The sequence below is a fragment of the Rhodothermales bacterium genome (assembly GCA_039944855.1).
GTDB lineage: Bacteria > Bacteroidota > Rhodothermia > Rhodothermales > JANQRZ01 > JBBSMX01.
Window position 1 is genome coordinate 17,220 of record JBDUXZ010000013.1, and the last position, 12,594, is coordinate 29,813.

Here is a 12,594-nt window from a genome sequence, read left to right on the forward strand (position 1 = left end):
TGCGGGGTAGTCCCCTCTCGCTTCTGGTTTCGACCGTGAACCTGCACCACGCCCACCCCTGGGATGTCGCCCCGCGCGAAGCCGTCGCCCTCCAGCGCGATCTCGCCGAGCGCGTCCGCTTCGAGCCGCTGCCTTCGGACATCGAGACGGTCGCGGGCGTAGACGTCAGTGTGCGGGATGATCGCGTCCGGGCGGCTATCGCCGTGCTTGCGTTGCCGGATTTGGAGGTCGTCGATCACGCGACGTGGGAGGGTCCGGTAGCGTTCCCGTACGTCCCTGGCCTGCTCTCTTTCCGCGAGATGCCGGCCATCCTCCCGGCGCTGGACCAACTCGCTTCGGTCCCCGACGTGTTCATCCTCGACGCGCACGGCTACGCGCACCCGCGCCGCTTCGGCCTCGCGTGCCATCTCGGCGTGCTACTGGACAAGCCGGCCTTCGGGGTGGCGAAGTCGCGCCTTGTGGGGAGCTACGACGAGCCAGGAACGGCGAAGGGCGAGCGCTCGCCCCTCGTTCATCGGGACGAGGTCATCGGGAGCGTCGTGCGGACGCGGGCGAACGTGAAACCCGTGTTCGTCTCCGTCGGCCACCGTGCCACGCTCGACGACGCCGTGGCTCTCACGCTCCGCCTCGCCACCCGCTACAAGCTCCCGATGCCGACGCACCTCGCCCACCGCCTCAGCAAGTACGGCGCGCTGTAAGAGCAGGGTCAGGGGCCGCGAGCGCCAAGGTTCTCGTAGCGGCGTAAGACATCTAGGCCGAGATCCCCCTGTGCAAACATGAAAAGTAGAGAGCCGAAGAGTGCGCCTGTAATGGCTCCTGCCAGAGCCCCCTCGCGGGCGGCGTTGCCATAGCCTCTACGCTCGTCGAGAGGAGTGCTGTTCTCTCCAGAAATACCAGCAAGAACTCCCGGTCCGATGCCCAGAAGCGCGCCCACACCTGCACCGACTAAACCATAGCGCATCGCCCCAGACACGTAGAAGCCTACTGACCGTACCTGAGGCGTTGCGAGGGCCATAGGAATGTGCGGACGAGGCAATCGAACCGAATCGTTGACTGCAAGGAAACGCGCTGAGTCCGCATCGAGATAGAAATCGACCCCCTTTATTGTCTGCCCTCCTACGGTCTCGATGATTACCTGCTCGCCTCTTACCTCCTCGTTGACGGAAATCTGCACCCTTGGATCGCTAAGGTCCGTGCGGACCACGGTGTCTGATTCAAGGAAACGGCCTACCGGAGCGCAGCCTGTGAGGGTGATCCCAAGAAGGCACGCGAAGTAGAAAAAGCGGAAGAAATGCTTTCCGCGTGTCGCTTCCAGTTCCATTAGAAGTTCAGCCGCATACGGACGTTGACGGTGCGCGGAGTGAGCCGCGTCGGGATGCGCTGCCAGATGCCGGTGGCGTCCTCGACGTAGGAGTACGAGATGGTGTTCGTCATGTCGAACACGTTGAGGATCTCGCCCGTCAGCTCCAGCCGGACGGGGTTGCCGGTCGGGGCGCGCTGGGCGAGGACGGCCTCCTTCGTGATGCCCATGTCGACGCGGCGGTATTCGGGGTAGCGGCCGGAGTTGCGGTCGCCGGGCACGCGGAGCGTCACGCCGCCGATGATCTGGCCGGGCTCGGGCGGGGTGTACGGCGTGCCGGTCCCGAAGAGCGCCCGGAGGTGAACCTTCCACGACGTGCTGTTCGGGACGTAGTCCTGCACGAAGAGGGCGACGTTGTGCCGCCGGTCCGTCGGGCGCGGCACGGCGCCGTTGACGCCGGGCGTCGGCGTGAGGAACTCCTCGCTCGTCTTGAGGAAGCCGTAGTTCAGCCAGCTCTCGAGGCCGGGCACGAACTCGCCGCGGAGCTGGAGGTCGAAGCCGAAGGCGTAGCCCTCGGCGTTGTTCTCGCCGGAGTAGACCGTGCGGACGTTGTCGACGTTGTACGTGATGAGGTTCGAGAGGTCTTTGTAGTACGCCTCAGCGCGGCCGTAGAACCGGATGCTCGGGAAGAACCGCTCGACGCCGGCGATGACCTGCACGGCGCGCTGGCTCTTGATGTCGCGGTTGAGCGTGCCGAGGATGATGTTGTTGCTCCCGACCGTCGTGCTGTCGTAGATCGGCTCGCCGCGGAGCTCGCGGTAGGTCGGGGCCTGGTGGTAGACGCCACCGGCGGCCGTGACGGTCGTGAACTCGTCCCAGACGTAGCGGGCGGAGAGGCGGGGGCTGACGGTCCACTCGTCGTTGAACGAGAAGTAGTCGCCGCGCACGCCGCCGGTGACGACGAGGCGGCCCGACTGCGGGAGCACGTCGACCGCGTCCTGCACGTAGAGCGCCACCTGCGACTCGTTGAACGCGGCGTCGCCATTGAGGCTGTCGAGCGCGACCTGCGTCGGATTACCGTCCAGGCCCCGCCCGGAGACGTAGCTCACCTCGAAGAGGTCGTCGCTGAAGTCGAGCCGACGGGCGCTCCAGCCCGCCTCGGCGGCGTGGCGGCCGAGCGAGAGGCGGTAGCGCCCGCCGCCGGAGAGCGTCGTGACGCGGACGGTGTTGTTCGTCGTGTCCTGCTGCGTGGCGGCCCCCGTCTGGATCAGGTTCGTCGGGTCGTCCGGGTCCTCGAACGGGTTGTCGATACGGAAGAGGCCGACGGCGCCTCGGATGTCGACCCGCTCGAACTCCTCGACGTCGAAGTACGACACGTCGTGCTCGACGCGGAACGCGGACGAGACCCGGTTGAGCAGGCGGACGCCGCCGAAGGTGAGGTCGTAGCCGTCCTCCTCCTGCCCGGTGTACCCGAACGAGATGCTGCGGAGGTCCTGGAAGGTGCCGAAGAACGTCCGCCGTCGCGTCGGTTGCAGACGGAAGCGGTTGGCGAGGAGGAGGCCGAGGCCCTGGATCTCGTGGCCCTCGGCGATGCGGTACGTGAGCGTCGTCTGCACGTCGTTGAACTCGGGGTCGTACTCACCCTTCAACTCCTGCGAGCCGAAGAAGCCCTGCGCCCGCGCCGCGCGCCCGGCCACCGCCACCCCGAGCTTGCCGCCGAGCGTCCCCACTTTCACGCTCCCGCCCGCGTCGAGCGTCGAGACGTAGCCCGAGCCGTCGACGGTGTTGCCCTCGGCCCCGCCCGGCCGGATGTAGGCCACGTCGAGCGCCGAGGCGAGTTTGCCGCCGTAGCGCGCCGGGAATCCGCCGGCGTAGAGCGTGAGCCGGTCGGTCATGTCGAGGTTGACGATGCCGAGGCCCTCCTGCTCGCCCTGCTTCGTGCGGAACGGGGTGTAGACCTCGAAGCCGTCGATGAAGTAGAGGTTCTCGTTGTAGCCGCCGCCGCGCACCGAGTATTGGTACGAGGTCTCGTTGTTGCTCGTCACGCCCGGCAGGACTTTGATGGCGCGGAGCCCGTCGTTGAGCGGAGAGGGAATGTCCTGCGCCGTCTTCGGGTCGATCGTGAACACGCCCGCATCCTCGGCCACGGCCGAGCCCTCGACCTGCACGCCTTCGAGCTCGATGTCGGTCTCGGCGAGGGCGATGTCGAGCCGTGTCGCCCGGTCTTTGAGGACGGTCACGGAGTCGGTCCGCGCCTGGAAGCCGATGGCCGTGATGCGGAGGGCGTAGCGGCCGGTCGGGAGCCGGAGGGCATACGCCCCGTCGCTCTCGGCCGCCGTCCCGAACTGCGTTCCGTCGACGACGACGGTGGCACCGGGGATCGGGGCGCCGCCGGTCTGCTGGGTGACGCGGCCTTCGATCCGGCCCCAGTTCTGCGCGAGAGCGCCGGGGGCGAGGAGGAGCGCGAAGCCGAGAACGAGAAGGAGACGCATGGCGCGGGTACCGTCGAGTGCGAGCACGAGTGCACTGGAGTTGGTGAGCAAGAGCGGACGGTATCGGAGGCGCAGCGGCGTCGGGGTCGGGTGGGCGGATCGGGACGGGAATATAAGGGTATCCGCCGCCGATCCCGGCACGGGCGGCCTGGGGATACGGTTGTGCCCTGCTTCCCCTTTTATCCCGTCAGCCCGAGCGCCCGCACGATGACCGACAATTCCACGACGGGCAGGATGAGGCCGAAGAGCGCGCCTGCCACGACCTGGCCGGGCGTATGCGCCCCCACGCGTACCCGCGCCCACATCAGGAGGGGTAGCAGGACGAGGAGCGGCGTCACCGTCACGGCGGTCAATACGAGCTCCGTCGCGGGCGGGAGGTCGCGCCAGACGGTGAGCGTGACGAAGAGGAGGATCGACACGAACCCGGCGAGGCTCGTCATGTGGACAGAGATCTTCCACCGCAGGTTGATCAGCACGATGAGCGCCGTGTTGATCGGGTAGAGCAGCGCGAGCGCGACGAGGAACGCCACCGCCGTCGTCCCCGTCGTCGCCATCACGACCATGCCGACGGCGTACGAGGTGATGCCGACGAGGAACGGCTTGAGCCGGCTCTCACGCCGCCGGATCTCCAGCGTCTCGGCCTCGCCCCGGCGGATCATTCGGATCACGTACGCTAGCGGGATCAGACAGAAGAACACGAGCGCGACGCCGACGACCCACGCGATCTCCGTGCCCGGCGCGCCGAAGTGCCACAGGATCAGCCCGAACCCCACGGGCGGGAGGACGAGCGGGTTGAACACGTACGAGAGGACGTTCGCGACGTGGTAGCCGGCGTCCACTCGGGGTTGCCGCGGCGCGAGTCCTGTGGCTGTAGCTCTGCCGGTGTGCATGGATGAGCGACGGAATGGAGAGAAAGGAGGGAAGAGAGGGAAGGGAGAGAAAAGCGCGACGAGGGGGGAAGCGGTGGCACCCCTCCATCCCTTCCATTCTCTCCCCGCCTTCCTCTCAATACGATCGGGCGAAGAGGACGCGGCCGTCGGACGGCTCGCCGGTGAGGAGGTCCTTCCCGGTCTCGTCCTCGCGCTCGAAGGGGACTACGCGGATCGTGGCCTTCGTCTCCTCCTTGATACGGGCTTCGGTCTCGGCGGTGCCGTCCCAGTGGGCGAGCACGAAGCCGCCCTGCTCGATCGCGTCCTTGAACGCGTCGTACGAATCCGCCTTCGTGGTTTTGCTGTCGCGGAAGCTCGCGGCCTTATTGAAGAGGCCGCGCTGGATCTGCGAGAGCAGGTCCGTCACCGTCGCGGCGAGCGTGTCGAGCGGGACGGACTCCTTCCCGCCCTGGTCGCGGCGGGAGAGCTCGACCTGGCCGTTCTGCACGTCGCGCGGGCCGACGGCGAGGCGGATCGGGACGCCCTGCACCTCGTACTCGTGGAACTTCCACCCCGGCCGGTGCTCCTCGCGGGCGTCGACTTTGACGCGGACGCCGGCGACGCGCAGCTCACGCTCGATTCGCTCCACGACCTCCATCACGGCCTTTTTGTCGTCCTCTTTGTTCGCCCGGTAGATCGGCACCACGACGACCTGCGTCGGGGCGAGGCGGGGCGGGAGGACGAGGCCCTGGTCGTCGCCGTGCGTCATCACGAGGCCGCCGACGAGCCGCGTCGAGACGCCCCACGAGGTCGCCCAGACATACTCCTGCTCGTTGTCTTTATTCGTGAACATGCAGTTGAACGCCTTCGCGAAGTTCTGCCCGAGGAAGTGCGAGGTGCCCGCCTGCAGCGCCTTCCCGTCCTGCATCAGCGCCTCAATCGCGAACGTGTCGACGGCACCGGGGAAACGCTCGCTCTCGGTCTTCGCTCCCTTGATGACCGGCATCGCCATCCAGTCCTCGGCAAACGTGGCGTAGACGTCGAGCATCTGCCGGGCCTCGTCGATGGCTTCCTGCTCGGTCGCATGCGCGGTGTGGCCCTCCTGCCACAGGAACTCCGACGTGCGGAGGAAGAGCCGGGTCCGCATCTCCCAGCGCACCACGTTCGCCCACTGATTGATGAGGATCGGGAGGTCGCGCCACGACTGGATCCACCGGCTGTAGGCGTCCCAGATGATCGTCTCACTCGTCGGGCGGACGATGAGCGGCTCGTCGAGCTTGGCGTCGGGGTCGACGACGAGGTCGCCGTTCTCGTCCGTCTTCAGCCGGTAGTGCGTGACGATGGCGCACTCCTTGGCGAAGCCCTCGACGTGGGCGGCCTCCTTCGCGAGGAAGCTCTGCGGGATGAAGAGGGGGAAGTAGGCGTTCTGGTGCCCCGTCGCCTTGAACATCCCGTCGAGCGCGCGCTGCATGTTCTCCCACAGGGCATAGCCGTTGGGCGGGATGATCATCGAGCCGCGCACCGGCGAGTATTCGGCGAGGCCGGCAGCGCGGACGACGTCCACGTACCACTGAGAATAGTCGTCTTGCTGGGAGGTGATGGCGTCTGCCATGGAGAACAGTGGTGGGGAGGATGGAGGTCGGAAAGGCGGTCCGCCGCGGGGGCGATCCCGGCGGCGGGCGAGGGGAGCCCTCGGGGCGGGCGGCGGCGCGTTCTTTGCAAAGTTCGGAAGCCAGCCCGTGTTACTTCGTGCCGAGGCGCGGCGGCCTCTCTCGTGAGGGCGGCCAAATATACCCCGCACCGCGCACGGCCCGCAACGCTCACGGCCCGTGCCGGGTCCATGCCGGGACCTTCAAACGCTGCCGCTGGTACACGCCGTGACGGTCTCCGCCGTAGCCGAGGCCGCCTCGCCATCCCCACGCATCCCCTGCCGTCATGACCGCGCGCTCCCGCTTTTTCGCCACGCTCGTGCTCGTCGCGAGCAGCCTCGGGCTCTCGAGCTGCTACACCCAACTCGCCGCCGACGGGGCCCGCCCCGACCGCGCCGAGGCGTACCGCATCCCGGCCGACCGTGCCGCCGAGCAACCTGCTGCCGCGCCGTCGTGGAACGGCGAAGCGCGCGTCGGGCTCGGCCAACCGGCGGAGACCGGTTTCGAGCAGGAGTACACCGAAGACGGCTACGGAACCGAAGGCGTCGAGGACGACGGCTACTACGCCGAGGGTACGTACGAGGGCGAGGCGTACGGCGGCGGGTACGACGACGTGCAGGTCACGCGCTACCGCTACGACGACGAGTATTACGACGACTACGATTACGGGTACGACGACTACTACGTCGGCGACCCGGTCCCGTACTACTACGTCAGCTACTCCCCGTACTACCGCTCCCCGCGCTGGCACTGGCACTACCTCTACTCGCCCTATTACCCCGCCCCGGCCTGGGCCTACGGGTACGACCCGTACTTCGACATCCGCTACCGCTCGGGGTGGAGCTTCGGGGTCAGCTTCACGTTCGGCTCGCCGTACCACTACGGCCGCTACTACGACCCGTACTTCCACGACCCCTTCTACGGCGGCTACTACGGCTACGGCTACAGCCCGGTGTTCTACGGCGGCTACCACAACGGGTACAACCACGGCTATCACAACGGGTACTATAACGGGCTCTACGCCGGCGGTTACAACAGCGGATACAACAACGGTGGCTATAACAACGGCGGTGTGCGCGGACCGCGCGGCAGCATCCGCTCCGCCCTCGGCACTGACCGCACGCGGCTGAACACGCTGGCGTCCTACGCAGGGGACCGGCCCGACCGCGTCCTGCTCGACTCGCCGCTCGGCATCGGGAGCGTGCGCGCCCTCGCGAACGACTCGCGGCAGCACGTCCTCGCGCAGCAGTCGATCCGCACGTCGATCCGCGGAGACGCCAGCACCCGCGTCCTGACGGCGCAGCCGGACCGGACGACCCGCGTGCAGAACGGAGGCACGACGCGCGTACAGCCGGACCGCGACGTGCTCGGTGCCCCGCCGGTCCGCACGGCCGCGCCGCCCGACCGCACGACCTCCGTCTCGCCCCCGACGCGCGTCACGCCCGACCGGACGACGAGCACGCTCCCCGATCGCACGACGCGTACGCTACCGGGCCGCACGCCGAGCGCACTGCCCGACCGCACCACCCGCACCCAGCCGGACCGGACGCCGAGCACGCTGCCCGACCGCACGACGCGGACGCAGCCCGATCGGACACCGTCGACGCTTCCGGACCGGACGACGCGGACGGCCCCGACGCCGCGCGTACCGCCGAGCCGTACCACGCGCCCTGCCCCGTCACGCACCAACGACGGACGGGCTGAGACGCCGCGGACCCGCACCGAGCGTCCGACCCGGACTCCGGCGACGCGCCGCGCCCCGACGCGCCCGGCGCCCACGCGCTCCGAGCCTGCGCGGCGCGCTGACGACGACAATGCTCGTCCGCAGCCGCGCTCGCGTCCGGCCCCGCAGTCCCGCCCGGCTCCGTCGCGTCGTGGCGGCAACAGCCCGGCGGCCCGCCCGTCGAGCCCGCCACCGTCCCGCAGCAGCGGGGGTAGCGCGGGGTCGAGCCGGTCCGGCGGGTCCTCCAGCGGCTCCAGCGGGCGGAGCTCGCGCCGCGGCGGCAACGACTGATCCGCTCCACGCTTCGCATCGGGCCCCGCGCCCGCAGAGGAGGCCCGTGCGCCCCGTACGGGCCTTTTCTATGGCCAGACCCTGCGGCTGATCTCCATACGATTCTCCTGATTCCCCGTACAGACGCAGCATGCTGCGTCTCTACCCCTCCGACGACATGAACGCACGCTCCCTCTCCGTACTCGCCCTGCTGACCGTCTTCGGCGCACCCCTCGCTAGCGCGCAGACAGGCGAAGACATCCTCCGCTACAGCCAGCGCTTCCCCGCCGTCGACACCCGGATGACGGGGATGGCCGGGGCCGCCGTCGGCGGCGTCGGTGATTGGGGCGCGGCCTACGCCAACCCCGCCGGGCTCGGGCTCGTCCGGCGCTCCCACGTCGTCGGCGCCTTCGCCGCGGGCTCGATTCAGAGTGACGCCCGCTACTTCGACGGCGGGGGCGAGGCGACGGCGACGCAGACGGCGATCGGCAGCGGGGCCTACGTCGCCGCCCTCCCGACGCTGCGCGGCTCGCTCGTCTTCGGCATCGGGTACAACCAGACGCAGGGCTTCGACCGCGAACTGGCCTTCGCCGGGTTCAACCCGAACGCCGAGTTCGAAGGGCAGGTCGGGCTCCAGCAGTTCGGCGACGTACTCGAAGATGGGCTGAGCGGCGAGCTCTCGCTCGTCGGCGCCGTCGAGGTCGCGCCGGATGTGATGGCGGGGCTCTCGATCAACCTCGTCACCGGCGACTACCAGTTCCAGCAGGTGCTCGACGAGCAGGACGGGAACGGGGCGCCGGCCTTCCTGACAGAAGATTTTCTCGAAGCCGACCTCCAGGGCGTGAACGTCCGCGCCGGCGTCTCGGCCGAGGTCGCGCCCGGCGTCCGGCTCGGGCTCGCGACGGAGAGCCCGACGTACTACCGCATCGAAGAACGCTCCGACCTCTTCGAGTCCGGCCTCTTCGACTACTCGATCACGACGCCGTGGCGGATCTCCGGCGGCATCGCCTACGACATGGCCGGCTTCCTCCTCACCGCCGACCTCGAGTTCCTCGACTGGTCGCAGGCCCGCCTCCGCCCGACGGCCGATTTCCGCCCGCCCTTCACAGAGGTGGACGAGAACCTCGAGATCCGTCAGACTTACCGCGAGGTGCTCAACACCCGGTTTGGCGCGGAGTACGACCTCGGCCCGTGGGCCGTCCGCGTCGGCGCCGCCTATCAGCCCGACCCGCTCCGCGAAGAGCTGGACCTGCGCGGGTTCGACGTGGACCGCCTCCGCACGACGTACACGATCGGGTTCAGCCTGAAGACGCTCGACCGCGTCGCGCTCGACGTGGCGTACGCCTACACCGAGTTCGAAGACGTGCTCGTGCCCTACGCCTCGTTCGAAAATCCGCAGCCGGTCGTGGCGGAAGAGGTCGCGCGCAACCGCTTCCTCGTCGGCGTCCGCGTGGACCTGTGAGCGTACGATGTGATGCGTAAAACGTGAGGGTGCCCGCAGCGAACCTGTGCTGCGGGCACCCTTACGTTTTACGCATCACGCATCACACTTCTGCCGGCACCGGCGGGGCGTTCCACTCCGGCAGCGTGGGCGCGGCGCGGCGGAGCGACGGTGCCCGCCCGAGCGCGCTGTGCAGCAGGCCGATCCCGATGAGCATCAGCACCGCGCTCGGCACCGACGCGAAGGCGACGGTTTGGAGCAGGAGGCCGAGCAGCGACGCCGGCACGGCGACGAGGAGGGGGACGAAGCGCTCGGCCATCGAGAACCGATCGGACCGCCGCGAGAACGGCGGTTGGCCGTAGAAGAGCGCCTGCGCCCGCGTGACGAGCGCGCACAGCGCGAGCCAGAATCCGGCGTGGAGCGCCGCGTGCCCGAGGGGCATCGCGAGGCTCAGCACGACCCAGAGCGCGAGGTGCAGCGGGACGAGGACGCGGAACAGCAGCGCCGACTGCGCGCCGATCTGGAGCCCGCGCCCGCTCCGCATCGGGAGCGTGTCGAAGACCCACGCCGCGCGCTCGTGCGCCGAGAACTGGACGGACTGCACGAGCGTCTGCGCGCTGAACAGCAGGACCACGAGGACCGAGAGGTGCATCTGCACGGACGGATCCGTGAGCACGTTCTCCGCGCCGTGGACGAAGAGGTCGCCGAGCCCACCGGTCCACCAGCCGAACGCGGCGAAGACGAAAGCGAGGAGCGCCGCCGGCCACACCCGCCCGCGCACGAGCGCGTCGCTGCGAAGGGCGGCGACGGTGAAGCCGAAGGCCGCGCGGGATTCGGGCGCGCGGACGAGCAGCCGCTCCAGCCTGTTCGGCGCGAGGCCGCTCGCGCTCGGGTCCGACTGCGCCTGCTCGCCGTCGGCCATGCGCTGGAGGAGCGCGAAATAGCGGTCGGGAAAGACGAAGCCGAAGCACACGGCGAGCCCGAGCCCCAGCGCGGCGAGCCCGAGCGTCGCGCCCCCGATGCCGTCGCTCAGCCAGAGCCCGTCGATCACCCAGCGCGGCGGCCACCACGGCGCGTCGGACGTGAGCTGCGGCTGCGTCCCGACCCACTGATAGCCGAGCACGAGCGCGCCGACGAGCCCCGCGCGGACGGCGGTGAGCACGGGTTTGAGCACGCGGTGAGAGAGCCCCAGCGTCAGCCCCCAGATCACCGCGAGCACGACGAGCGTCACCCCGACCATCGTCCCGACGACCAGCCCACCGACGGCGAGCGCCTCGCCGATCCCGTTCGCCGTCCCCGCGAGCCACGCGAGGGGCAGCGCCGTGGACACGCTCATCACCGCCACGAGCAGGCCGATGTTCACGAGGCGCGCGACGTAGTGCGTCGCCTCCGACGCCGGCAGCGTCAGCGCCCACGCGTGGTCAGCCGGCCGCCCCATCAGTTCGTCGTACGTGCCGACGACGGCGAAGGCGGCGAGCACGCACGCGAACGAGAGCCCGACGAACAGCACGGTCTCTATGTCGGCCGCGTGCGGCCGGAGCGAGAGGGCGAGGATGAACGACGAGAGCCCGTACGACACCACCGTCAGCAGCGCCCGCGAGGTGCGGAGCGCCCCCGTCTTCGGGTGCCGGAGGTCCAGCCGAAGCTGGGCACCTACGAGCGCGCGGACTTGGTTCCAGTCGATCATCGGGTGGTCGAGCGTGGCGGCGGTGTGGAGGTAGCGACGCAGCATGCTGCGTCTGTGCGGGGTGCGGTGGAGGGTCAGTTCTGCTGCTGCTGCTGCTGCTGCTGCTGCTGCTCGCGGCGGCGCTCTCGCATGAGGTCGCGGAAGGCGTTCGCGGCGTTGTTGTGCTCGCGGAGCGTGCGGCTGAACGTGTGCGTGCCGTCGCCCTTCGCCACGAAGTAGAGGAAGTCGTGGTCCTCCGCGTCGAGCACGGCGCGGACGGACGACTCCGACGGGTTGTTGATCGGGCCAGGCGGGAGGCCGTCGATGAGGTACGTGTTGTAGGGGTCGGAGAACTTGTAGTCCTCGAAGAGCAGGCGGCGCATCCGGCCGCCGTCGCTCCGCATGAGGGCGTACTGCACGGTCGGGTCGGCCTGCAGCCGCATCCGGCCGGAGCGCGTGCGCCCGAGCAGCCGGTTGAGGTAGACGGCGGCGATGCGGGGCCGCTCCTCCGGCCGCCGCGCCTCCCACTCCACGATCGACGCGAGCGAGAGCACTTCGTCCCGCGTGAGTCCGAGGGCGTCGGCCTTCCGCTGCATGTCGTCCGTCCAGAATCGGTCCCACTCCTGCTTCAGCCGGCGGACAGCGCCACGCGCGTCCGTCGTCCAGTAGATGTCGAACGAGTTGGGCCGCATATACCCGAAGAGGTGCGTCGTGTCGGTCTCGAGCTCGGCCGCGAGTTCGGGATCGCGGAGGGCGTCGACGAACTCGGTTGAGTCGATGTCGAGGTCGCGGCGGAGGACGGCGGCGAGGACGCCGGGGCGCGTGCCGGGTGGGACGGCGACGCGAACCGGGTCCTGCCGGCCTTTCCTGATTTTGTCGAGCACGTCGAAGTTGGTTGCGCCCGTCTCGAAGCGGTAGTAGCCCGGCTTGAGCTGACGGTCCCAGCCGGTGAGCGTCGCGGCCCACTCGAACGACATCCGCGAGTCGAGCAGGCCCGCGCTGTCGAGCGAGTCGGTGACGGTCTCGAACGAGGCCCCGCGCGGCAGCTTGGCCCCACGGTAGCCGTCGTAGTCCGGGGTGTTCGGCATAAAGAGGAGCCAGTAGACGGCAAAGGCGCCGAGCAGTCCGAGGACGAGCGCGGCGAGGAAGAGGCGTTTCAAGAGCTTCATATCATAAACCCTGCC

At 69.1% G+C, this 12,594-nt stretch carries 9 protein-coding genes; 3 read left to right on the forward strand and 6 right to left on the reverse strand.

Features of this window, described 5'->3' with window-relative positions; all coding sequences use genetic code 11:
• Positions 1–35: 35 nt before the first annotated feature.
• Positions 36–698 (forward strand): deoxyribonuclease V, encoded by a 663-nt coding sequence (nfi, locus tag ABJF88_06855; protein MEP0546631.1) that lies wholly within the window; start codon positions 36–38, stop codon positions 696–698.
• A gap of 8 nt (positions 699–706) precedes the next feature.
• Here the strand turns inward: nfi and ABJF88_06860 are convergent, their stop codons facing one another.
• From ABJF88_06860 to proS, 4 genes are all read right to left on the reverse strand, one after another.
• On the reverse strand, positions 707–1,321 hold the full coding sequence (locus ABJF88_06860) for a hypothetical protein (protein MEP0546632.1): 615 nt from the start codon (positions 1,319–1,321) through the stop codon (positions 707–709).
• On the reverse strand, positions 1,321–3,792 hold the full coding sequence (locus ABJF88_06865; GenBank protein ID MEP0546633.1) for a TonB-dependent receptor: 2,472 nt from the start codon (positions 3,790–3,792) through the stop codon (positions 1,321–1,323). Before ABJF88_06865 ends, ABJF88_06860 begins: the two co-directional genes overlap by 1 nt.
• Positions 3,793–3,971: 179 nt before the next feature.
• On the reverse strand, positions 3,972–4,631 hold the full coding sequence (locus ABJF88_06870) for a hypothetical protein (GenBank protein MEP0546634.1): 660 nt from the start codon (positions 4,629–4,631) through the stop codon (positions 3,972–3,974).
• Between the two features lie 166 nt (positions 4,632–4,797).
• Positions 4,798–6,273 (reverse strand): proline--tRNA ligase, encoded by a 1,476-nt coding sequence (gene proS / locus ABJF88_06875; protein ID MEP0546635.1) that lies wholly within the window; start codon positions 6,271–6,273, stop codon positions 4,798–4,800.
• A gap of 323 nt (positions 6,274–6,596) precedes the next feature.
• Between proS and ABJF88_06880 the strand changes: the two genes are divergently transcribed.
• Both ABJF88_06880 and ABJF88_06885 read left to right on the forward strand, forming a co-directional pair.
• Positions 6,597–8,324, forward strand: a complete 1,728-nt coding sequence (locus tag ABJF88_06880) for a hypothetical protein (protein MEP0546636.1) — start codon at positions 6,597–6,599, stop codon at positions 8,322–8,324.
• A 157-nt stretch (positions 8,325–8,481) separates the two neighbouring features.
• Positions 8,482–9,765, forward strand: a complete 1,284-nt coding sequence (locus ABJF88_06885; GenBank protein ID MEP0546637.1) for a hypothetical protein — start codon at positions 8,482–8,484, stop codon at positions 9,763–9,765.
• Between the two features lie 82 nt (positions 9,766–9,847).
• Here ABJF88_06885 and ABJF88_06890 read toward each other — a convergent pair whose 3' ends face one another.
• Positions 9,848–11,476: a hypothetical protein gene (locus tag ABJF88_06890; protein MEP0546638.1), complete on the reverse strand. Its 1,629-nt coding sequence runs from the start codon at positions 11,474–11,476 to the stop codon at positions 9,848–9,850.
• 29 nt (positions 11,477–11,505) lie between these two features.
• A complete protein-coding gene (gene mltG / locus ABJF88_06895) occupies positions 11,506–12,579 on the reverse strand; it encodes an endolytic transglycosylase MltG (protein ID MEP0546639.1) in 1,074 nt (357 codons plus the stop codon).
• Positions 12,580–12,594 lie beyond the last annotated feature (15 nt).

Excerpts from the sequence above, each read along its gene's own strand:
- mltG (MEP0546639.1), bottom strand. The coding sequence starts at position 12,579 with ATGAAGCTCTTGAAACGCCTCTTCCTCGCCGCGCTCGTCCTCGGACTG.
- ABJF88_06865 (MEP0546633.1), bottom strand. The coding sequence starts at position 3,792 with ATGCGTCTCCTTCTCGTTCTCGGCTTCGCGCTCCTCCTCGCCCCCGGC.
- ABJF88_06885 (MEP0546637.1), top strand. The coding sequence starts at position 8,482 with ATGAACGCACGCTCCCTCTCCGTACTCGCCCTGCTGACCGTCTTCGGC.
- ABJF88_06860 (MEP0546632.1), bottom strand. The coding sequence starts at position 1,321 with ATGGAACTGGAAGCGACACGCGGAAAGCATTTCTTCCGCTTTTTCTAC.
- proS (MEP0546635.1), bottom strand. The coding sequence starts at position 6,273 with ATGGCAGACGCCATCACCTCCCAGCAAGACGACTATTCTCAGTGGTAC.
- ABJF88_06890 (MEP0546638.1), bottom strand. The coding sequence starts at position 11,476 with ATGCTGCGTCGCTACCTCCACACCGCCGCCACGCTCGACCACCCGATG.
- ABJF88_06880 (MEP0546636.1), top strand. The coding sequence starts at position 6,597 with ATGACCGCGCGCTCCCGCTTTTTCGCCACGCTCGTGCTCGTCGCGAGC.